This is a genomic window from Nonomuraea sp. NPDC005983, from assembly GCF_040614375.1.
GTDB lineage: Bacteria > Actinomycetota > Actinomycetes > Streptosporangiales > Streptosporangiaceae > Nonomuraea.
The window spans coordinates 1-20,146 of record NZ_JBEXUP010000018.1 but is presented as its reverse complement, the minus strand read 5'-3'; the positions used below and the strand labels follow the sequence as shown (position 1 = coordinate 20,146).

Genomic DNA, 20,146 nt, shown 5'->3' with positions numbered 1-20,146 from the left:
CGAGACGGGTGCCGGTAAGGACGGTCCCACTAGCCGCCATCTGTGACATTCCCGCAGGTAGCCAGCGCGGCTGTGAGGCGTCGTCTACACAGGGAACTGGTTAATGACGCCGTCGTAGGTTTCCTGGGCTGGTCCGAGTGCGATCTTGGAGTAGATCTCCAGCGAGGTGCGGCCGGCGTGGCCGGAGTAAGGCTGGATGAGGGCGTCGTCGACGCCTTGGGACTTGATCCTGGAGTATCTGATCTCGCAACTCCCGCTCTTCGGCTACGGCGGCGCACCGCTGCTTGTCCTGGCCCTGGCTAGCTGGTACGTGGGAGCACGGACCGGGCGGGACCGGCTCGGCAGGGTCGTCGCCCGTTGCGCGGCCGTGGTGCTGCTCCTCCGGCGCCTGCCCGATCTGCTGCTGCTCTCGCTCGACGGGGCGTTTGGCCCGGAATGCCTGGGCGCCTGGGGCCGCCGGAGCTGGTGAGCTCGCAAGCAGGCTGGGACCTCTACCACCTGGCGCCCCCGGTCCTGGTCCTGCTCGCGGTGCAGGTCCCGCGGCGGGCGTTCGTTCGGCGCGGCCGCCTCGCGCGCACGGTCGCCACGATCCTGACCGTGACGGCGACCCTGCTCGTCACGGCGCAGGCGGCCCCGGCCGGCAAGGTGAGCACCGAGGGCGAGCTCGACTGCGCCGGCTTCGGCGACGGCACGGTCAAGGGGCTGAGTGAGGCGGAGAAGAAGTTCCTGTGCGAGGTCCGCGGCTACAACAGCTTCTACGGCGACGGTGGCATCGAAGGCTGGCAGGACGCTCCTGACTGGGTGGTTGTGACGCAAGGGCACCACCTGTGCCGTGTGGCCACCAGGCACGGCGGCGATACCGGCGCGCCGGCCGTGCGGGACCCTGGCGCACGCGCTCGGCCCGCTGTGCCCCGCGGTGGCCCGGTGGCAGGAGCAGGAGGGCGCGCGGAAGCAGGCTGAGGAGGCGGCATACCACGCGGCGAGGGACAAGGCCTGCGCCCGGCATCGTCTGCACCGTCCGAAGATCAAGCCGGTACGGCAGCGCCGCGCCACCATGTGGACCGAGTTCTGGACCATCCTCGGATGGGAGGAGGAATACGAGGGCACCGTCCCGGACCTGGTCGAGGAGCTGGTCGGCAGCGAGCGCGGCGGGCTGGCGATCTGGGCGGCCGACGAGATCGGCCACGCGTGTGTCACCGTCGAGTCGTACCGCCGGCGACCGCCGCTGGAGATCAAGGGATGGGACGAGGTGGTGGAGGTCGGCTACGCCAGCCCCAGCGGCACCCTGACCCTGTCCGATGGCAACGGAGACAGCCTGACCGGCCTGACGACCGCGGGGCCTGGGGCGTACCGGGTGCGGGTGCACCTGCGCGGGCGCAAGCTCGTCTACCAGGTGCCGGACCCGCCTGACGGCGCCGTGGAGCTGTTGATCATGGTGTTCCCCGGCGAGCAGAAGAAACCGGTGGTCTACCGATAGAGGGCGACCCGAGCGCGCGCTGTTGTCCATGCTCCCCCATTGATAGGCAGGTCTGGCCCTCACCGGAACCAACCGCACCCGCCCCGGTCTTGGCCAAGCCCTCGCGGCCGTACGCGCCGGCGACACGTTGGTCGTCCCCAAACTCGGCCGCCTCGCCCGCTCGGTCTCCGACGCCCGCGACATCGGCGACACCCTGGTCGCCCGCGGCATCCGCCTGTCGCTCGGCGGCGGCATCTACGACCCCGCCGATCCGATGTCGAAGATGTTCTTCAACATGCTGGCGGTGTTCGCCGAGTTCGAAGCCGACCTGAAGATGCGTACCCGCGAGGCACCGCGACATGGCCTTCCTGCGGGACCTGCAGCGGGGCGAGACCATCACTGGTCTCGTCACCGAGATCGCCCCCTTCGGCCCGCAGAAGGCGACAACTCTCAGGATGACACTCCGTAGCGGGTGGCGATCGCGGCGGCACGGTTGCGCAGGGAGTTGCGCAACCACTGCGGGGCCAGGGCTTCCGCGTTCGTGGTGAGCTGCCACAGCGCCCATTCGGCGTGTCTCGGATCTTGGAAGGTCACCTCCAGCCGCAGCCAGCCGTCTGAGTCGGCTTCTTCGGCGCGGACGGCCAGCGCGGTGCCCACCAGGTCCTCCCGCCGCGCCGGGTCCATCCGTACCAGCACGGTGACTTGGTCGCCGCCGGTCCGAAACTGCGTACTGCGTTCCTGCCAGGCCCGGTCCAGATCGACCCGGTCTGGTCGCTGTGCGGGTTCGGCGAGTTCCTTGGCGGCCAAGACCCTGGACAGCCGGTAGGTGCGGTCCGCGCCAGACCTCGTGGCCAACAAGTAACCCCGCTCCCGTACGGTGACCAGGCCGATCGGGTCCACCGTGCGCCACTTCGGGGTCTGGTCCACAGCCGCGTAGTGGATGCGCAGCTTGTGTCCGGCGAACACCGCGCGCAGGACCTCGGCCACTACGGCGTCAGGCACCTCCTCAGCGATCAGCCGGCGCGAGAGGAGGTCGGTCTCCGGATCGATGAGCAATCGCTCGGCCGCGCTGGCCGCGGTGTCCCGATAGCTTTCGGGCAGCGCGTCAACCACCTTGAGCATCGCCGAAGCGAGCGCCGAGCCGAGACCGAATGCCTGAGCGCCGCGCCGCGATCCGGCGATCAGCAGGGCAAGGGCCTCGTCGTGGTTCAGTCCGGTGAGCTCGGTCCGGAAACCGGGCAACAACGCGAAACCGCCGTGCCGGCCGCGTTCGGCGTAGACCGGGACGCCGGCTGCGGACAGCGCCTCGATGTCGCGGAGCACGGTGCGGGTGGATACCTCCAGCTCGCGGGCCAGCGCGGTCGCGGACAGCCGACCGTGCTGGCGCAGCAGCAGCACCAGCGAGACCAACCGGTCGGCGCGCATACGAAAACCGTACAGGAATACACGACACAGGATGTCGTGATTTGCCGGGATGCTTATCAACACGAAAGAGATGGTGGCTACCGAGCCGATGGACGTACGTAGTGTCGACGAACCGAATGGAACTGATGTGGCAATAGAGCGAACCGCGGTCAACCCGTGGGCGTGGTCGGTGGAGTTGGGGTACAACCAGGGTGAGCTCGTCTCCGGGCACGCCCGGACCCTGTACTGCGCCGGGCAGACCGCGATGAGCGGCGACGGCAAGCCCCAGCATGCCGGTGACATGGCGGCGCAGTTGGCGCTGAGCCTCGACAACCTGGAGGCCGTGCTCGGCGAGGCCGGCATGTCCCTCGCGAACCTCGTCCGGCTCAACGTCTACACCACCGACGTCGATCAGCTCTTCGAGCACTACGGCGTGCTGGCGTCGCGGTTGGGCGCCGCCGGGGTGGCACCGTCCACCACGATGCTCGGGGTGACACGGCTGGCGATCCCCGACCTGATGGTCGAGCTTGAGGGGACCGCCGTCGCGTGATGCGACTCGCCGCCTCCGGCAGGGCTGCCGGAGGCGGCACGAGTAGTTGGCAGGTGGGTGATCTCCGGTGCTCAGGATGGAACCGCAGCGCTGCTCTGTGTCGAGCGCGACCCCGAGGCGTGTCACCGCCCGGATCTTGGGGTTCGCCCGCCAGCGGGTGGAGACCGAACGCTGGACGGCGTTTCGCTCCCACTACGGCATCGAGAGCTTCTACTGCCGTCCGGGCATCGAGGGCGCGCATGAGAAGGGCGGGGTGGAGGGCCAGATCGGATGGTTTCGCCGCAACCACTTCGTCCCGGTGCCCGAGGTCGCCTCCCTGGATGAGCTGAACGCGATGGTCGCGCGCTGGGACGAGGAAGACGAGGCCCGGCGGATCCGCTCCCGCCCGCGCACCATCGGTGAGCACTTCGCCATCGAGCGGGAGTTGCTCAAGCCGCTGCCGGACGAGCCGTTCGAGACGGGACGGTACTTCGCGCTGCGGGTGGACCGCCACAGCCAGATCAGCGTGCGCACGAATCGCTACTCGGTGCCGGTGCGCCTGATCGGCCGCAACGTCCGGGTGGTGCTGCACGCCTCTGAACTGGTCGTCTATGACGGGCGCGAGGAGGTCGCCCGTCACGAGCGACTGAAGGCCAAGGGCCAAGCTCGCCTGGTGCTGGATGACTACCTGGAAGCACTGGTGCGCAAGCCCGGCGCGTTGCCGGGTGCCACAGCCTTGGAACAGGCCCGGGCGGCGGGGCGCTTCACCCCCGTCCATGACGAATGGTGGGCTGCCGCCTGCAAGGCCCACGGCGATTCCGAGGGCACCAAGGCCCTGGTCGCGGTGCTGTTGCTGAGCCGCCACATGACCCACGAACACCTCGTCGCGGGCATCGCCGCAGCGCTTCGCGCCGGCGCGCTGACCGCCGATGCGGTGGCGCTGGAAGCCCGCAAGGCGGCCGAAGCCGACCAGGCGAAGCCGACGGCCTCATCGCAGCTGCCGGAACCCATCAAGCACGCCACGGTGACGTCGCTGACAGCGCGGCGGCTGGCTCAGCTTCCGCCCGACACTCGGCCGCTGCCTTCGGTGGCCGTCTATGACCAGCTACTGCGCCGCCGATCCAGCGGTCAGGGCTCCTCCAACAAGGGAGAGACGCAATGACGTTCAACCGCAACCGCGGACTGACCGACCGGGCGCGGCGCCGCGCCGAGCGGCGCATCAAGGCGGCGTCGTTTCCCCGCGACAAGTCGCTGCGCGAGTTCGACTTCGACGCCACCCCCAGCATTGATCCGGCGGTGATCCACACCCTGGCCTCGTGTGAGTGGGTGAAGAAGGGGCAGCCGCTCTGCCTGATCGGCGACTCGGGAACCGGCAAGTCACACCTGCTGATCGCGCTGGGAACCGAGGCTGCGATGGCGGGATTCCGGGTCAAATACATCCTGGCGACCAAGCTGGTCAACGAGCTGGTCGAGGCTTCCGACGACAAGCAACTGTCCAAGACGATCGCCCGTTACGGGGAGCGACAGCGCGCCGTGACTAAGGCGCCGGATCACGGGCGGCGCTGGCGGGCGTCGCCAACGGAAGGGGCGGTGCGGCGGGCCGAGACCCCCGCCGCCCCGCCCCGCCTCGTGCCGTCGGCCGTCAGGCGGCCGGGGCCAGCTCAGCGGCGTGGTCGGCCGCCCACTGCGCGAGCGTCCGGCCCTTCCATCCGGTCACCTGCTCGAACGTGGGCGAGACCGCCGGGGGCTCCTCCGCGTACTCGGCCTGGTAGCCCAAGATGAACTCGGCGACCTCCATCGGAAGTCCGCCCTCGATGTAGGCCCGGCGAGCCTGCCCGTACGTCAGCCCCTCGAACGCGATCGCACGGCCGAGCCCGGCGCCGATCGCCTCCGCCTGCTGCCGGTGGGTGAGCGCCTGCGGCCCGGTCAGGTCGTACGCCCGGCCCGCGTGACCGTGCTCGAGCAGGGCGATCGCCGCGACGTCGGCGATGTCGGCCTCGTGGATCGGCACGCCGATGCCGTCGGGGTAGGCGTTGCGGACCATGTTCTCGGTCCGGATGGACTCGCCCCAGACATCGAGCTTGTTGACGGCGAACTCGCCGGGCCGTACGTGGGTCCAGGCCGCCCCGGACTTCTCGACGACCAGTTCCACCGCGTGCAGCATCTCGTAGAAGCCGGCCCGCCGGCCCGTGACGCCAGAGCTGGTCAGGGACACGATCCGGGCGGCCCCGGCCGCCACGGCGCGGCTGACGAATGCTTGCGCCAGGTCGGTCGCGTGCTCTGGATCGAAGAGGCCCGCGATGAGGAACACGCCCTGTACCCCGTCGAACGACAGCTCGCCCGGACGGTTCAGGTCGCCCTTGACGACGTCGACGCCGTCGGGCAGCCCGGCGGCCTCCGGGTTGCGGGTGAGCGCCCGCACGGGCCGTCCGGCTGCGACGAGCCGATCGACCACGTGCCTGCCCACGGTGCCGGTCGCTCCGGTCACGAGGATGGTCATGGAGAAACCTCTCTCTGTGGAAACGAACGATGGGTGCGGGCCCGCTGCCGAGGACAGTAGGACAGGTCCGGCCGGCCTCGCACATGGAACGTTCCCACCTGGGCGTTTGCGGCCATTCGATCAGAGGCTCAACCGATGAGAGACACCACCTCGTCGTCGTAGCTCTGCACGGCACACCCCCAACCAGCCCAAGGAATGGTGCACGTCCGGCCGTACCGGCCGATGCGCATTCGGGTGTACGCCGACAGCTCGGGGGCTCTGAGCCCCAACGAGGTCTCCACGCAGGCCTCCGCCGGGCAAGAAGGCCGGCGCCTGCGCGTGGTGCCCGAACTCGCCGTCCCCTCCCCCGGACGCGACCTCACACCCGCCGCGCCACTCGCGCCCGCCAAACCGCGCCGTAGCGCGCGTCCCAAGCGCGAGAAGAAGCCCGCCGCCACCGGCGAGGACGCGCTGCCGTGGACGAGCGAGGCCCACCCCATCCGCCGGCGACCTCCTGGGCACCGTGCAGCCGCACCGCACCGCGCACCGGCACCGGCGGCCGCCCCGGCTGGGAAGCCCGCCACCGCAGCGGCTCACCGGCCTGGCACCTTGGCGGCGGCGTCAAAGGCGCCAGCAAGTGCCCCGCCACCCGTGACGCTGCCGTCATCGATCTCATCGCCGACCGGCGCGCGAGCTCTACTTCTCGCTGGCGGGCTCCGAGGCACCGCTAGCAGAAGAGGATTTGGCGGCGCCGGTGAACCTTCGCGATCGAGGCGTTTCAACGTCGGCGGACAGAGCTTGGTGCAAAAGCACCGCCGGCGGCCCCGACTTCATGTCCCTGCACGAAGCACTCCCGGGTGAGGTGATGGAGGGTTGCTGGAACATTGCTTTGAAAGCTCCGGAGGTCTGTGAATGGGACTCGCCGAAGACACCCCCGCCCTGGCGCCCGCGCAGATACGCAGGACGGCGACCGTCACCGTCGGTCTACTCATGGGTGTCTGGGTGATCGACTACGTCGATCGGGTGATGATGGCCGTCGCGTTGCCGTTCATCGGCGAGGACTTCGCGCTCACCAAGACCGAGCAAGGCTGGCTGATCACCGCCTTTTCCCTGGTCTATCTGCTGTGCCAGATACCGGGCGGCATCCTCGCCGACAGGTTCGGCGCCCGACGCCAACTCATGGTCTCCCTGCTGCTCTGGTCGGTCTTCACCGCCCTCACCGGTATCGCCTGGGGCCTGGCATCCCTCCTCGTCATCCGTGCCCTCTTCGGCGTCGGCCAGGGACTCTTCCCCGGCGCGTCCTTCAAGGCCATCGCGGAACGCACCACCCCCGCCGTCCGCGCCACCGCCGCCGGTGCCATGCTCGCCTCCAACCAGCTCGGTGCCGGCGTCGCCCCGCTCATCGTCGCGCCGCTCATCCTCGCCCTCGGCTGGCGCCACACCTTCTGGGTCACCGCCGCCGCCGGCGTCGCCATCGGCGTTCTACTCTGGAAGCTGCTACCCAAGGCGCTACCCGCCCACCTCAACGGCTCCGACATCGTTCAGGACAAGGGGGTCGGCCTCGGCGCCGTTATGCGCTCGCTGGCAGTCTGGAAGTTCGCCGCCCTCTTCTGCGCCACCAACATGCTCGGCTACGGCTTGATCACTTGGGTGCCCAGCTACCTGCTGGAGGAGCGCGGCATCTCCCTCATCAACACCGGCGTCATGTCCGCCATCCCCGGCCTGGTCACCTGCGCGACCGTCTTCCTCGGCGGCTGGCTGTTCGACCGCTTCTTCCACGACAGGGCCCGGCTCTACGTCATCCCTCTGCTCCTGGTCACCGCCGTGCTCCTGGTGCTCATGCTGCTAGCCGACTCCGCTGTCGGGTTCACCATCTACCAGACCCTCGCCATGGGTGTGGCGGGCCTTTCCTCGATGGGCATCCTCGGCATGCCCGTGCGCGCCCTGCCGCCCACCGTCATCGGATCCGGCATGAGCGTCGTCAACGTCGGCGGGCAGATCGCCGGCGTCCTCGCCCCCGTCCTCATGGGTTTCCTGGTCGACAAGTTCTCCTACAACGCCGCTTTCGGCCTACTCATCGCCACCACGGTCCTCGGCGCGCTGATCGCGTTGATCGTGCCCCAGCGCCCTGAGCAGTTCAGCCTCGGAACGAAGGAGTTCGCGTGACGACATACGATCTGGTCCTCGCCCGCGGCCGGGTCATCGACCCCGAGACCGGTCTGGATGCCGTGCGCGACGTCGGCGTCAACGGCGGGGTCATCCAGGCCGTCTCCGACCAGTCGCTCGACGGCGTCACCACTGTCGACGCGACCGGCCTGGTCGTCAGCCCGGGCTTCATCGACCTGCACAGCCACAGCATGGACGTCGCCGGCCACCGCCTGCAGGCGCTCGACGGCGTCACCACCGTCCTGGAACTCGAAGCCGGTGCCTACCCGGTCGCCGCCGCCTATCGCAGAGCCGAGACCGAGGGCAGGCCGCTCAACTACGGCTTCGCCACCTCCTGGGCCGTGGCCCGTATGGCCGTCCTCCTCGGCCTTGACACCGACGGCGACCTGAAGAGCGACTTCCTCGCCAACATTGGTCGCGAGGAATGGCAGCGTGCCGCCCCGCGGCATACCGTCGACCGTATCGTCGGCATGCTGGAGCGTGACCTCGGCGATGGCGCGCTCGGCATCGGCATCCTCGTCGGCTACGCGCCTCGCATCGACCCCTCTGAGTACCTCGCCGTGGCAGCCCTCGCCGCGCGTACCGGGCTGCCCACCTATACCCATGCCCGCGAACTTGTCGAGATGGACCCCACCACTCCGGTCGACGGCGCTGAAGAGATCGTCCGCGCCGCCGCCGAGACCGGCGCGCACATGCACTACTGCCACGTCAACAGCACCTCCATTCGCCATGTCGATCGCGTGCTCGGACTGGTGGAGAAGGTCCGCGCCGAAGGCTCGCGCGTCACCACCGAGGCCTACCCCTACGGCGCGGGCATGACCGGCATCGGTGCGGCCTTCCTCGCCCCGGAACTCCTCCACCGGCGCGGGCTGACCCCGCACTCCATCGGCCTGCTCGGCGCCCATGGGCGTATCCCCGACGCCGACACCCTGCGCTGGGTCCGCGAGAGCGAACCCAGCGCGGCCGCCTTCGTCCACCTGCTCAACGAGGATGACCCCGCCCAGTTCGACTACATCCAGCGAGCCCTCACCTTCACCGACGCCGCCGTCGCCACCGACGCCGTACCCCTCCTTTGGCGCTCGGGAGCGCCTGACCCGCTCTCCTGGCCGCTCGGTCCCGACGCCGTCACCCACCCTCGTACTGCCGGCACCTACGGCCGGACGCTACGCAGGCTCGTCCGGGAGAACGGCGTCCTGTCGTTGCCTGAGGCTGTGCGCCGGTGCACGCTCATCCCCGCCGACGTCGTGGGCTCAGGCGTCCCGGCGATGCGGCGCAAGGGTCGCGTTCAGGCGGGCTGCGACGCCGACCTGACCGTTTTCGACCCCGAGACCGTCAGCGACCGTGCCACCTACACCGAGACGGTCAGGCATTCCTCCGGTTTCGTTCACGTCCTCGTTGATGGCCAGTTCGTGGTCCGCGACGAGCATCTGCTGCCGACCGCCCTGCCTGGGCGCGCCGTCAGAGCCTGATGCCTGCTCAGGGCCGCCTGGTTGACGGAACCGACTGCCATCATGCCGTCGTCGCGGCCCTGCAGGGCCCTCCACTCGGGTCGGCGCCACCAGGGGAAAGGTAGCTGTGAGTCATCAGCTTCCGTTGTCTGGGCCGTTCTTGAAACGGCTGGACTGAAGTTGACGGGATCCCGTCTGATCATCACGATCAGGCGGGATCTTGTTGTTTCAGGGGCGCGTGCGAGCGACGACCCGCGCGGGCCAGCCGCTCGAATCAGCAGCCACCGCCCATGGCCGTCCCTCAGCCCACGAGCCGGAGGATCTCCTCCACCACCAGCTCCGGCTCGTCCTGGGGGATCATGTGGCCGGAGCGCTTCGCCGTCACATGCCTGCCGTACGGCAGTGCCTCCGCCAACCGCCGATGGCAGTCGACGAGCTCTCGCCGCAGGCGCCGCTCCACCTTGGAAGAGGCCAGCGCTCCGCTGATGGCGGTCACCGGCACCGGCGGCAGTGGCCTGCCCGAGTCCCGCAGCCGGGCGAAGCCCTCGGCGAGCGCGCTCATCTCCGCGGCGGCCGCGCGCATCTCCGCCGGCCTGGTCATTTCGGCCAGGGCCTCGGCCGCCATCTGCGGCGGGAACAACGCCATGAGCCGCCGGATCTCGGCCGGGACGTACTTGACGCCGACGCTCGACAACGCCGCGAGTCCCCGGTATAGCCCAGCGCCCAGGATCCGGGTACCCGGTTTGTAGTAGTGCGCCATCTCCTCGGCGGCCTGGTCGATGAGGACCAGCGCGGCCACCCTCTCCGGACGCTCGGCGGCGTAGGCCCGGATGATCGGGCCGCCCAGGCTGTGCCCGGCCAGCACGTACCGCTCCTCGCCCAGGTGGTCGAGCAGGTGGCCCAAGTCCTCGACCATGCGCTGCAGGTGCCGGCGGCCGGGGTCACGGTCGCTGCGGCCCATCCCCGCTCGGTCATAGGCCACGACCCGGGTGCGCTCGGCCAGTCCCGGCAGCACCAGGGCCCATTCGGTGCGTGTGGCCCCCAGCCCGGCCTCCAGGACCACGACGGGCCCACCGGAGCCGCGGGTGACGTGGTGCAGGCGCCGGCCGTCCGGCAGGCGGGTGAAGGCGGACTCACCGAATACGCTAGACATCGAGGCTCTCCTGCCGGACGGGAACGAGATCGTTCTGGATGGTGTGGCGTGTACTGGCCACGATGAGCCCGGCGACCAGTCCGGGCAGTGCGATCGAGGCCACCGCGCCGGCCGTGCCGTACAACCGGTCGACGGTGTCGAGCAGCGCGGCCCCGGCCAGGCCGCCGACGGCCAGGCCGATGCCGAACAGGCTGGCGGTGAGGCTGCGCCGGGCGGCGTGGGTCACGGCGACCATGATCAGGGTGATCATGGGCACGATCAGCGGGGTCAGCACCAGCCCCACCAGGAACGCGGCCAGCGTCAGCGGCATAGCCGGCGCCACCGCTCCGGCGGCGAAGGCCAGCGCGGAGCCGGCCAGTGTCCACGCGACCGTGCTCGGCAGCGCGCCCGAGCGCAGGAGCCCGTCCAGCCTGCGGCCGAGCGTGGCCAGCACCACGATCGCCAGGGCCGAGCAAAGGGCGGTGAACAGTCCGCGCACGTCCGCCGCCAGGCCCCAGCGTTCCTTGAGGTGCGTGGACAGGAACGTCGCCGTGGGCACCAGCAGCATGCCGTAGGCCACGAAGGTGGCGAAGACGCGCCGCAGCGTGCGCGAGCGCAGCAGGCCGCCGCCGGTGGCGGCGGGCGGATCGAACCGGCCGATGCCCGGGTCGCGAAGCCGCAGCGCCGACAGCACGCCGGCCAGCGACAATAGCCCGAGCACCGTGTAGACGGCCCGCCAGTCCAGGCCGAACCCGCCCGACAGCAGCGAGACCGTCAGCGGGCTGAGGATCGCCCCGGCCGGCATGGCGGCGCCGTACAAGGCCAGGACTCTGCCACGTACGGCCGGCGCGTACAGGTCGGCCAGCAGCGGCGAGTGCAACGCGATCTGGCTGCCGTTGGCCAAGCCGCTGAGTAACAGCAGGGCGCCGAGCGTCCATAGGTCCTGGGCGAAGGCCATCGCGAAAGTCGCCGCGCTCCACAGCAGGCCGGTGGCGATCGAGACGCCCGCCCGGATGGGCCGGCCCTTGACCAGCGCGGCCATCAGGAAGGGACCGGCTCCCACGGCCAGCAACTGGATCGCCAGCAGGGAGCTGAGCGCCGCGGTGGAGACGCCCAGCGAGCCGGTGATGTCGGGGGCGAGCACGCTGAGCGCCTGGTTGACGAAGGCGTCGGTGATCGCCAGCATGCCGATCGCGTAGACCGGATAGAGCCTCACGGCAGCTCGAAGGTGATCGGTTTGACCTCGCCACGGCTGTAGAGCCCGGCCTGGGCGGGCATCGCGACACTCCACGAGCGCATGCCCGCCTCGCCCAGGGCCACCACGCGCAGGCACGGGCCGCCCGCGAAGGCGAGGCCGCCCGCGTAGTAGGTCGCCCGAAGCGGTACGTCCAGGCCCAGACCTCCGGCCCTGCCCGGTACCTCGGCGGCCAGCCGATGCGCCGCCCCGTACGGCTCGGCCGTGAGGCCGCTGCGCTCCACCGCCTCCAGCAGCCGGTCGTCACCGGGTCGCGTCCAGGCGGCCACGTCGGTGGCGTCCACGCCGACCGCCGTGCGCCAGGCCAGCCACGCCGTCGCGTCGGTGGAGCCGGGCCCGGTGTGGCCGTCGAAGTGCAGCAGAAGGTGGAGCAGCGCCCGGTGCTCCGGCGGCCACGCGCGCACCCTGGACGGCTGCCGCTGGGCGGCCTGAAGCAGCCTGGCCTGCCATCGGCCGGTGTCCGGCCAGCGGTCGTCCAGCGCCCACCCGATCACCTGCTCGGCCTCGGCCGCGAAGGCGGCGGGCAGCAGTTCGTCGGCGCGCCTGCCCCGGCTCGTGGTACGGCCCGGCACGTCGTTGAAGGCGTCAGGATGCCAGTTGCCGGCTGCCAGCCGCGGGTCGGGCGCCACGGTGTCGGGGGCGGTGTTGCAGTTCTGGAGATAGCCGCACTCGGGGTTGCCCGCCTGGACCAGCTCGTCGACGTCCATGATCCCCTGCCAGGCCGTGGCCGAGGTGTTGCCGTCCAGCACCCCCCGCTCGGCGAACGGCCGCACCGGCACCCGCCCGCTCCGGATGTAGAGGCAGTCGCCCGCCGCGTCACCGGCCAGCACGTTCTGCGGAGGGAAGGCACAGGCCGCCAGCGCCTCGCGCAACTCGCCGACCGAGCGGGCCCGCACCATGGCCATCATCTGCAGCTCGCACTGCGCGGCCAGCCCCATGTACGGCGTGCAGACCACATAGATCGCCTCCTCGTCCCTGGCCAGGACCGGTGCCACGACCCCGTTGTGCACGACGTACTCGTGCCCGTCGTGTCGCAGCACCGCCCTGCGCTCGCCGTCGACCAGATAGGCGTCACCGTCCACGGCGATCCGGTAGGCGTCCGACACCCGGGGACCGCCCGTGGTCAGCCCCCACGCCAGGCTCCGGTTGTGGGCCAGGGGCGGCGTCAGCGCGCCCAGGAAGGTGAAGCCGCTGTAGTGCAGCTCGCCCGCCTTGAGTACCGCCTCGTGCATGGCGAACGCGCCGCCGAACGGCAGATGCGGGTCGCTGACCACAACTGTCTCGCCGGTCGCGGTCCGCCACGGCCGCAGCACCCAGGCGTTGGAGCCCATCGGCGCGAGCGCCAGGTCCTTCTCGGAGGCCAGGCCGTCGGGGTCGATCCCCTCGGCCTTCAGCGCCTCCACCCCGTCACTGATGATCCAGAAGAGCATGATCGTGCGGTTGACGCCGATCGGCAGCGCCGGCTCCAGCTCAGGCGCCCAGCTGGGCACCTGTTCGGGGTGTTCCTCCTGGTAGGCGGCGATGCCCGCGACGAAGGCCTCGTAGCGGCTGCGCGCTTGCGGTGGCAGCTCTCTGAAGCCGCGCCTGGCCTCCTCCAGGACCTGCCAGCGTCGCTGGTTGGCGTCCCTGACCGGGTCACCCAGCTCGCCACGGACCAGCAGATACTGCCTGAGCAGGCCGGGCAGGTCATCCTGCGCCTGCGCGTAGCCGAGCGCGAAATAGGCGGCCGGCTCGGTGTCGCCCTCGATCAGCGGCGTGCCGTGCTCATCGCGCAGGAGCCGGGCGGTGCCCCAGGTGGTGTTCATGGCGTAACCCTGGAGCAAACACCAGGCGGATTCGTTGGCCGATCGGATAAGGGTGCGCAGGCGTTCTTATCCGATACTGCAAGGATGGAGTACTTGGAGCCCACCCTGGCGGAGGTCATCGAGCACATCGGCGAGCGGCTGGTCTCCGTGGTGATCGCGCCGCGTGGCCTGGGTGTGCCCGTCGCCGGGCCGTCGATCCACGATCCGCTGCGCGACGGCACGCCGCCGCCCGGTTCGGTGGTGCTGCTGGTCGGCCTGACCGCCGGCTCGCCCGGCGTCGAGGAGGCGCTGCGCGGGCTCAAGGGCGCCGCGGCGGCCATCCTGCGTGACGAGCCGGGGTCGCTCCAACCGCTGGCGCCGGCGGCCGCCGCGGCCGGGGTGGCGCTTCTGGCCCTGCCGGGCGCGATGACCTGGAGTCACGTGCACACCCTGGTGGAGGAGGCGCTGCTGGGTGGCCTCACGTTCGCCGAGTCAGGTCCCGAGCTCGGCGGTACTCCGGCGGGCGACCTGAACGCCTTCGTCAACGCCGTCGCCGAGACCCTCGACCGGCCGGTCGGCATCGTCGACACGCAGTGGCGGCTGCTCGCCTATTCCGCGGTGCCGGGGCAGACCAACGACGCGCTGCAGCGCGACGTCATCCTCAGCCGGGCGGTGCCGGTCACCAACGCCCCCCACGAGACTCGCTACCTGCTGCTGACCGGTGAGCGGGCGCTGCGGTTCATGACCGGCCCGCCGTACGACGAGGTGGGGCACGAGATCTGGCGCATCGGCGCGGGCATCAGGGCCGGGCCCGAGCCGCTCGGCATGCTCTGGGTGCTGGAGGGGCGCGAACAGTTGCCCGCCGACCGGATCGTCCTCATCGAGGAGTTCGCCCGGCTGGCCGGGGCGCACGTGCTGCACCTGCGTACCACCCGCCGCGCCGACCGGGAGCGGCACGGCGCGCTCGTCTCCCAGGCGCTGGAGGGGCGCGACCCCCGCGCCGCCTGCCATCGGCTCGGCCTCGCCGTGGACTCGGGCCTGGCCGTCGTGGCCGTGGCCGACCTCGACGCCGCCACACTCCACCCCACCGACGCCCCGCCCCCCGCCGCCGGAACCCACGCCTCCGGCCAGCCGTCCGCCACGACAGCCGAGCCTCATCGCGGCGAACAACTGCTCGACCGGGTCGCCACCTACCTCGACGCTTTCCGCCGTTCGGCCGCCTGCCTGCTGCGCGACGGCGTCGTCTACTGCCTGATGCCCGCCGCGGGCGCTCGGGAGTTCGCCGCCGACCTCACCCGCCAGCTCGGCCCCCGCCGCCGGCTCGCCGCCGCCGTCGGCGGCCGCGCCACCCCGGACGAACTGCCCCGCTCCCTGCACCACGCCAACCTGGTGCTGTCGGTCCTCAGGTCATCGGGTACGGCACCGCTCCCGGGAATCACCGTCACCCGGGGCGGCGTCGTCGCCGGCATCGACGACGTGCGCGCCGCCGCCACGCTCGCCGAACTGCGGGCCGTCCTGGAGGACCACCCGGGACTCCTCCTGCACGAGGGCGATCCGCTGCCCGACTCGGTGCCGGCCTGGATCGAGTGCAACGGCGACGTGCGGGCCGCCGCGGAGCGGCTCGGCGTCCATCCCAACACGATCCGCTACCGCATCCGCCGCCTGGCTGCCCGCGGTCTCGACCTCAACGACCCCGACACACGACTCACCGTCTGGCTGCGGTCGCGACTGCGGCAAGACGGCGAGTGAGCCTCACGTGACCACGTGATGTCCCCCTCGAGGGCTATGGTCGGCCCTCCTCAGTAGCCGGTGGGGACGGGCCAGTGGCGCTCCACTCCGATCGTGTCCAGTTCGGCGGTGAGGTCGCGCAGGTGGGTCGCGTTCTCCCAGACCTCGTGGGGTTCCGTCCCAGATCTGGTGAGCTTGAGGCGCTGCAACGCTGGTACGAGGCCCCAAGACTGCGGCGGCTCGGCGGTCCACTCCCTCCATCGCAGTAGCCCCAGCGGCTGCGTTCGAGGTAGTCGGCGAGGGCCTGACGGGCGTCGCGGCCGACAAAGACGGTGTGTCGTACGGCCTTTGCCGCGGACGTCGGTCAGCCGCGCCTTCTTCGCCCGTCGCAGGTCATTGAATGCGTGATGATCTCTCTCCTGGTTAGAAGTACTGCGAGGATAGGTCGTTGGTGGGCCAGGTCTTGATCGCCTGAGCGGCGTCGTAGAGCTCGTCGTGGAAGGCATCGAAGTCGGGCGAGCCGGATTCTTCACGCCTGTTGAACGTTGCGCACAGCGCGATCCCGTTGTGGGTCCTGCTTAGCACGGCGAAGGCTCCGGGCATCGAGCCCCGATGCCACAGGTTGAGAGCGCTGCCCACGGATCGCACGGACCAGCCGCCGCTGTACCAGGAGCCGCTTTCGACTGCGCCGATCTCCGGTTTGGCCAGCAACGCGGAGACCGAGCCCGGAGTGAGCACCGAGGTGGTGCCGTCGAAGATCCGCGTGAGCCGGACGAGATCGACGGCGGAGGCCGCCCAGCCTGCCGCGGCGTCGCTGTTGGCGTAGTTGGTGCCGCCGTAGGGGTACGGCACGACCCTTCCGGAGTCGTCGAGCACGGTCGTGGCTGTGTACTTGGACAGGTAGGGCACCTCGCCGGTGCCCGGGTTGGAGGTCAGTCTCGGCCGGGTCACGCCCAGCGGGCCCATCACCTTGCTCTTGACGTACGTCGCGTAGTCCAAGCCCGATATCTTCTCGATGATCCGGCCCAGCAGCAGGAAGTTGTAGTTGTTGTAGGAGTAGCGGGTGCCGGGGTCGTGGTCGAGCGGGCGGCTGGTGGCGTAGCGGAGAATGTGCCCGAACCCGATCGGGAGCGGCACGCCGAGTTCCGCGGCGATGTCGTGGTCGGAGAAGAGGTAGTCGCGTCCGGCGGCCGCCTTGTCCCAGCCGCCGAGGTGCTGCAGGAGGCGGCGCACGCTGACCGTGACCAGCCGGGGGTCGGCGGCGAGCGAGAGGCCGAGCAGGTCGGCCACGGAGTCGGAGAGCCGGAGCCTGCCCTCCTGGACCAGCCGCATGATCGCGGCGGCGGTGATGTGCTTGCTCAGGCTCGCGACCCGGAACAGGCTCGTCGGCTGGACCGCCGTGTTCGCCGGGCCGTAGGAGCCGTAGCCGCGGGCCAGCACCAGCCGGCCCGCCTTGGCGACGGCGAGCTGCGCACAGGTGATGTCGCGCTCGGCGAGAAAGGCCCGCATCATCGCGTCGAGCGGGGCGAGTTCGTCGGTCACGACCCCGGTGACCGCCTCGGCGCGGCCCGGCAGGGCTCCCAGGGCGAGTGCGGTCGCGCCGATCGTGAGCAGGTTGCGGCGTGTGATCATGGTGTGTCCCTTAGGGGCAGATGGCCGAGGTGGTGATGTGGCCCCACTGGTGGTCGCCCCACTGGGTCGCGCCGAATCCCTGGAAGCAGGGCTTCGTCCGCTTGACGGCGAGCCTCGCCGAGCGCGTCAGCTCGTTGTCGGTCCTGAGGGTCGACCAGGTGGAGCATCCGGATCCCCGCTCCGCGCACTGGCGAACAGCGACAAGCATCCGCTTCTGGGTGTGCTGCGACTGCTCGGTGGTGGTGACATACGCGCAGATGGTGGCGTTGGAGGGCGTGTAGAACACATCCAGATAGGTGCCGATCACACCGTTGGTTCGGATCTGCTCCCGTACGATCCGCTGGCCGTAACACTCCGGCAAGGCCTGAGCCGACGCGGGCACCACCGGGACGACGGCGAGCGCTGCGACGACGGCGATACCGCCGATCTTGAAGACGTTCATGCGGCAGAATCATGTGGGACGACGCGTTTGATCACGCACCTCCACCAGGCCTTACGATCATTGCGATCAAACGCCGAGCAGGAGGTTGACTGGTGCCGGATGGCCCGCGGCGCGGCAGGCGCAAGAAGCCACTCGTTCACGATGGCACCCCGGTGACGGCCTTCGCGCTGGGGCTGCGTGAGTTACGTACTCGAGCGGGCAATCCGCCCTATCGGGCGATGGCCGAAAAGGTGCACGTCGCGGCGAACGTCCTGTCGCAGGCCGACTCCGGGCATCGCCTGCCCACGGCGGAGGCACTGGTGGCCTACGTCCGCGCCTGCGACGGCGAGGTCGAGGAGTGGAAGGCACGCCTGGCGCGAGCCCAGGTGGCTCAGGCCGCGCTCGATCGTCCTGAGCCGGCCGATCCGGTCAAGCCGGTCGACCCGATTGATCAGAGCGGACGAAATCGTGGGCAGACCAATTCCAGGTGGCGCGTCCGTCTGCTGCTGCCGATCGGTGGCCTGATCGCCGTGTCGGTGGTGGCCGGACTCCTGTTGTCGGGCGTGTGGCCGCGCGGCGTGTGGCCACGGCCGCCCGCGCCCCACCCGCCGGCGCCGCCCGCCACACCCGCGACCGCGTCGTGCCGGCCCACTTGGGCGTATATCGAGCAGGCCGAGATCTTCTTCCTGCCCTGTATCGAGCGGAAGCCCGAGGGGCTGGTCATCTCGGCGCTGGCGAAGCCGGTCGGGCTGGGCGTGGTCGAGGGCGGCGTCACCGTGTGGATCTGGCCGATGAACCTCAAGGAGAATCTGCTCAGGTCCCGCGAATACCACTTGACCAGGAACAGGTTCACGCTGCGCCACTGCCTGCTCGACTTCGACGGCACTGATGAGATCAAGACCTGCGGCCCGTTCCTCGTCCGCCCCGCCGACCAGGGCACGTTGTACGCGGCCTCGGGAACGGCAGATGAGGATCACGCGGGGGCCCCACCGGGCTGGAGCTCCTCGTCATTCACCGGCACGCAGAGCCCCGCCGTACAGTGGCAGGCTTCGCGGCAGGGCGCTCCCTCAGTGGGCAGTTGATCCTTCGAGAGACTGACCGCGAGCGTTGCCCCATGCTCCGAGCAGACGCCCCACTGGTCGGGGCGTTCACGAACGGGGGCGGCCTGCACAGAGTCGGTCATGGTGATGATCGCTTCCCGAAACCTGACTGATCGTTTCCCGGCTGTTCGGCGCCTTCAGGTACTGATAGCCCTCTGCGCGCGGCACGCGGCGGCGTGGAACCGGGAGGTCGTCCATCGGGGGTTCAGGGTCCGTCGGTCCAGATGTACCAAGGGCCCTTGAAGTGTTCATACACTCCCTCTTCTGGGTCCGGCGCCCGATCCGGGATGTAGGCGAAGCCGTAGCTCTTCCAATTCAGCGTGAGCGAGGTGACCATGAACCTCGCTCCCCCGGGGATCTTCTCCACGTCGTCCACCCAATACAGGCCCCACCACCGACGGCTGCCATAGTCGTCGCGCACCGACCGGGCGTAGCGCTCCAAGCTCGGCTCCGACAGGGCGAAGCGCGCGTGAAGGGGCACGTCGAGTTTGACCAGCAGCACGGTGCCCAGCACCAGTGCGACTGGGACGAACATCCAGGGCTTCCACACCCGCCGGCGCTCGCCAGTGTCCAACACCCGTACGAACCAGGCCATGGCGATGGCGAGCACCAGCCAGTACAGCGCCAGCGCCAATGCCCAGTACGACAGGCCTGGAGTGCTCGCCTCGAGGAACGTCAGGAGCGAGGCGAGTCCGATGGCCCCGGTGAAGAGCAGGGCGAGGGGGTTGCGAGTCAGGCGCATGGGGTGATCTTGCCCGATGTCAGGACCAAGCGCATCGGCCCCACCATCCGTGCCGGGACCTCCCCGTGCAAAGGGCCGCGTTGCGGGCCGGCCGGACGACTACCTCGCCGCGCGCAAAGAGGAGCTCCTCACGACCTGTGTCCCTTCCGGATGAGGTTGGCGGGAGGAACACGTGCTGGCCTGCGGCCCGTCATATTGATCCGAACGGTTTCGGCTGAAGTGATTCAGGTCTCGTTGTCGGTGAACCGCGTGCGCGCGGCCGACGGGTCCGCTCAGGTGAGGAGTTTCGCGAACTGGGCCATCTCGGTGGGTGGGTCGATCACCGGCTGGATGAGCAGTTCGTCGATACCGGCCTGTTCCAGGGTGGCGATGCGGGCGCGGAGGTCGTCGCGGGTGCCGACCAGGGCCAGGGTGTTCATCAGCGAGGGCAGGATCAGGTCCCGATCCTCCGGCGCGATGCGTCCAAGGTAGTCGGGGTAGAGCTTGGTGTGCCGGTCGGATGCGGTGGCGGTGGTGCCGCGCCGGTCGAGAAGCCGCCGCACCGCCTCGCGTTCCTCGGGGCCGAGTTGCTCGGCGAAGGCGCGCGCGTAGCCTGCGGTGTCGGCGGCGAAGGCCAGTAGCGACAGGACGATATGGCCGGTCGCGTCACGGGCCGCGTCGCCGTGGGGGTCCTCGTCCTCGTCGAGTATGTGCAGCGCGGTGACCAGGTAGGAGTCCGTGCGGGAGCCGGGGTCGCGGGGTGTGCCGTGGGCGGCTTGGCGGCGGGCGTCGTGCAGTGCGTGCCAGGCGGTGGGGTCCAGCAGGCCGAAGGAGATCAGGCCGGTGCCACGGCGGCCGGCGACGGCGGCGGCCTTCGGCCCGAGCAGCGCG

19 protein-coding genes and 2 pseudogenes are annotated in these 20,146 nt (G+C 70.2%); 11 read left to right on the top strand and 10 right to left on the bottom strand.

What is annotated here, in order from left to right; translation table 11 throughout:
* The first annotated feature begins 223 nt into the window (after positions 1–223).
* From ABZ297_RS11350 to ABZ297_RS11335, 4 genes are read left to right on the top strand one after another with little or no spacing between them, the layout of a single operon-like run.
* The gene (locus tag ABZ297_RS11350; RefSeq protein ID WP_355343079.1) at positions 224–469 is read left to right on the top strand and encodes a hypothetical protein; all 246 of its coding nucleotides are present in this window, start codon (positions 224–226) and stop codon (positions 467–469) included.
* Positions 466–960: a hypothetical protein gene (locus ABZ297_RS11345; RefSeq protein WP_355343076.1), complete on the top strand. Its 495-nt coding sequence runs from the start codon at positions 466–468 to the stop codon at positions 958–960. The genes ABZ297_RS11350 and ABZ297_RS11345 overlap by 4 nt, the downstream gene beginning before the upstream one ends.
* Positions 917–1,477: a hypothetical protein gene (locus ABZ297_RS11340; protein ID WP_355343073.1), complete on the top strand. Its 561-nt coding sequence runs from the start codon at positions 917–919 to the stop codon at positions 1,475–1,477. Before ABZ297_RS11345 ends, ABZ297_RS11340 begins: the two co-directional genes overlap by 44 nt.
* A gap of 52 nt (positions 1,478–1,529) precedes the next feature.
* Positions 1,530–1,925 carry a recombinase family protein gene (locus tag ABZ297_RS11335; RefSeq protein ID WP_355343313.1) on the top strand — a complete coding sequence of 132 codons (396 nt, stop codon included), beginning with the start codon at positions 1,530–1,532 and terminating at the stop codon, positions 1,923–1,925.
* Here the strand turns inward: ABZ297_RS11335 and ABZ297_RS11330 are convergent.
* Positions 1,907–2,881 (bottom strand): WYL domain-containing protein, encoded by a 975-nt coding sequence (locus ABZ297_RS11330; protein WP_355343070.1) that lies wholly within the window; start codon positions 2,879–2,881, stop codon positions 1,907–1,909. The two genes, ABZ297_RS11335 and ABZ297_RS11330, sit on opposite strands and share 19 nt — an antisense overlap.
* Positions 2,882–3,014: 133 nt before the next feature.
* Here ABZ297_RS11330 and ABZ297_RS11325 point away from each other — a divergent pair, with 133 nt between their 5' ends.
* From ABZ297_RS11325 to ABZ297_RS11315, 3 genes and pseudogenes are all read left to right on the top strand, one after another.
* The gene (locus tag ABZ297_RS11325) at positions 3,015–3,410 is read left to right on the top strand and encodes a RidA family protein (protein ID WP_355343310.1); all 396 of its coding nucleotides are present in this window, start codon (positions 3,015–3,017) and stop codon (positions 3,408–3,410) included.
* 76 nt (positions 3,411–3,486) lie between these two features.
* Positions 3,487–4,551, top strand: coding sequence for a hypothetical protein (locus ABZ297_RS11320; RefSeq protein ID WP_355343067.1), 1,065 nt, complete (start codon positions 3,487–3,489; stop codon positions 4,549–4,551).
* Positions 4,548–4,892 (top strand): annotated as a pseudogene (locus ABZ297_RS11315) (ATP-binding protein); the annotation flags it as partial. The gene ABZ297_RS11320 and the pseudogene ABZ297_RS11315, both read left to right, overlap by 4 nt.
* A gap of 139 nt (positions 4,893–5,031) precedes the next feature.
* On the opposite strand, the gene ABZ297_RS11310 reads toward ABZ297_RS11315, so the two are convergent.
* On the bottom strand, positions 5,032–5,889 hold the full coding sequence (locus ABZ297_RS11310) for an NAD(P)H-binding protein (protein WP_355343064.1): 858 nt from the start codon (positions 5,887–5,889) through the stop codon (positions 5,032–5,034).
* Between the two features lie 891 nt (positions 5,890–6,780).
* Here ABZ297_RS11310 and ABZ297_RS11305 point away from each other — a divergent pair.
* Together ABZ297_RS11305 and ABZ297_RS11300 are read left to right on the top strand one after the other, a co-directional pair.
* Positions 6,781–8,034 (top strand): MFS transporter, encoded by a 1,254-nt coding sequence (locus tag ABZ297_RS11305; protein ID WP_355343061.1) that lies wholly within the window; start codon positions 6,781–6,783, stop codon positions 8,032–8,034.
* Positions 8,031–9,503: an amidohydrolase family protein gene (locus ABZ297_RS11300; protein WP_355343058.1), complete on the top strand. Its 1,473-nt coding sequence runs from the start codon at positions 8,031–8,033 to the stop codon at positions 9,501–9,503. Before ABZ297_RS11305 ends, ABZ297_RS11300 begins: the two co-directional genes overlap by 4 nt.
* Positions 9,504–9,783: 280 nt before the next feature.
* Here ABZ297_RS11300 and ABZ297_RS11295 read toward each other — a convergent pair whose 3' ends face one another.
* Genes ABZ297_RS11295 through ABZ297_RS11285 form a run of 3 tightly spaced genes read right to left on the bottom strand, consistent with a single transcriptional unit; the run spans position 9,784 to position 13,674 of the window.
* Complete coding sequence (locus ABZ297_RS11295) at positions 9,784–10,635, bottom strand: alpha/beta hydrolase (protein WP_355343055.1); 852 nt, start codon at positions 10,633–10,635, stop codon at positions 9,784–9,786.
* Positions 10,628–11,830: an MFS transporter gene (locus tag ABZ297_RS11290; RefSeq protein WP_355343052.1), complete on the bottom strand. Its 1,203-nt coding sequence runs from the start codon at positions 11,828–11,830 to the stop codon at positions 10,628–10,630. Before ABZ297_RS11290 ends, ABZ297_RS11295 begins: the two co-directional genes overlap by 8 nt.
* On the bottom strand, positions 11,827–13,674 hold the full coding sequence (locus ABZ297_RS11285) for a penicillin acylase family protein (RefSeq protein ID WP_355343049.1): 1,848 nt from the start codon (positions 13,672–13,674) through the stop codon (positions 11,827–11,829). Before ABZ297_RS11285 ends, ABZ297_RS11290 begins: the two co-directional genes overlap by 4 nt.
* A gap of 84 nt (positions 13,675–13,758) precedes the next feature.
* On the opposite strand from ABZ297_RS11285, the gene ABZ297_RS11280 reads away from it, so the two are divergent.
* A complete protein-coding gene (locus ABZ297_RS11280; RefSeq protein ID WP_355343046.1) occupies positions 13,759–15,402 on the top strand; it encodes a helix-turn-helix domain-containing protein in 1,644 nt (547 codons plus the stop codon).
* A gap of 50 nt (positions 15,403–15,452) precedes the next feature.
* Here ABZ297_RS11280 and ABZ297_RS11275 read toward each other — a convergent pair whose 3' ends face one another.
* From ABZ297_RS11275 to ABZ297_RS11265, 3 genes are all read right to left on the bottom strand, one after another.
* Positions 15,453–15,590, bottom strand: a complete 138-nt coding sequence (locus ABZ297_RS11275) for a hypothetical protein (RefSeq protein WP_355343043.1) — start codon at positions 15,588–15,590, stop codon at positions 15,453–15,455.
* A 214-nt stretch (positions 15,591–15,804) separates the two neighbouring features.
* Positions 15,805–17,013, bottom strand: coding sequence for a serine hydrolase domain-containing protein (locus ABZ297_RS11270; RefSeq protein WP_355343040.1), 1,209 nt, complete (start codon positions 17,011–17,013; stop codon positions 15,805–15,807).
* A 10-nt stretch (positions 17,014–17,023) separates the two neighbouring features.
* On the bottom strand, positions 17,024–17,455 hold the full coding sequence (locus ABZ297_RS11265) for a hypothetical protein (RefSeq protein WP_355343037.1): 432 nt from the start codon (positions 17,453–17,455) through the stop codon (positions 17,024–17,026).
* A gap of 152 nt (positions 17,456–17,607) precedes the next feature.
* On the opposite strand from ABZ297_RS11265, the gene ABZ297_RS11260 reads away from it, so the two are divergent.
* On the top strand, positions 17,608–18,516 hold the full coding sequence (locus ABZ297_RS11260; protein WP_355343034.1) for a helix-turn-helix transcriptional regulator: 909 nt from the start codon (positions 17,608–17,610) through the stop codon (positions 18,514–18,516).
* Between the two features lie 223 nt (positions 18,517–18,739).
* On the opposite strand, the gene ABZ297_RS11255 is transcribed toward ABZ297_RS11260, so the two are convergent.
* Positions 18,740–19,276: a hypothetical protein gene (locus tag ABZ297_RS11255; RefSeq protein WP_355343031.1), complete on the bottom strand. Its 537-nt coding sequence runs from the start codon at positions 19,274–19,276 to the stop codon at positions 18,740–18,742.
* Positions 19,277–19,548: 272 nt separating this feature from the next.
* A pseudogene (locus ABZ297_RS11250) lies at positions 19,549–20,146 on the bottom strand (5,10-methylene tetrahydromethanopterin reductase); the annotation flags it as partial.

Bases quoted from the DNA above. Each gene is read 5' to 3' on its own strand.
- ABZ297_RS11305 (WP_355343061.1), top strand. From the start codon at position 6,781: ATGGGACTCGCCGAAGACACCCCCGCCCTGGCGCCCGCGCAGATACGC.
- ABZ297_RS11310 (WP_355343064.1), bottom strand. From the start codon at position 5,889: ATGACCATCCTCGTGACCGGAGCGACCGGCACCGTGGGCAGGCACGTG.
- ABZ297_RS11295 (WP_355343055.1), bottom strand. From the start codon at position 10,635: ATGTCTAGCGTATTCGGTGAGTCCGCCTTCACCCGCCTGCCGGACGGC.
- ABZ297_RS11270 (WP_355343040.1), bottom strand. From the start codon at position 17,013: ATGATCACACGCCGCAACCTGCTCACGATCGGCGCGACCGCACTCGCC.
- ABZ297_RS11330 (WP_355343070.1), bottom strand. From the start codon at position 2,881: ATGCGCGCCGACCGGTTGGTCTCGCTGGTGCTGCTGCTGCGCCAGCAC.
- ABZ297_RS11280 (WP_355343046.1), top strand. From the start codon at position 13,759: ATGGAGTACTTGGAGCCCACCCTGGCGGAGGTCATCGAGCACATCGGC.
- ABZ297_RS11265 (WP_355343037.1), bottom strand. From the start codon at position 17,455: ATGAACGTCTTCAAGATCGGCGGTATCGCCGTCGTCGCAGCGCTCGCC.
- ABZ297_RS11320 (WP_355343067.1), top strand. From the start codon at position 3,487: ATGGAACCGCAGCGCTGCTCTGTGTCGAGCGCGACCCCGAGGCGTGTC.
- ABZ297_RS11285 (WP_355343049.1), bottom strand. From the start codon at position 13,674: ATGAACACCACCTGGGGCACCGCCCGGCTCCTGCGCGATGAGCACGGC.
- ABZ297_RS11255 (WP_355343031.1), bottom strand. From the start codon at position 19,276: ATGCGCCTGACTCGCAACCCCCTCGCCCTGCTCTTCACCGGGGCCATC.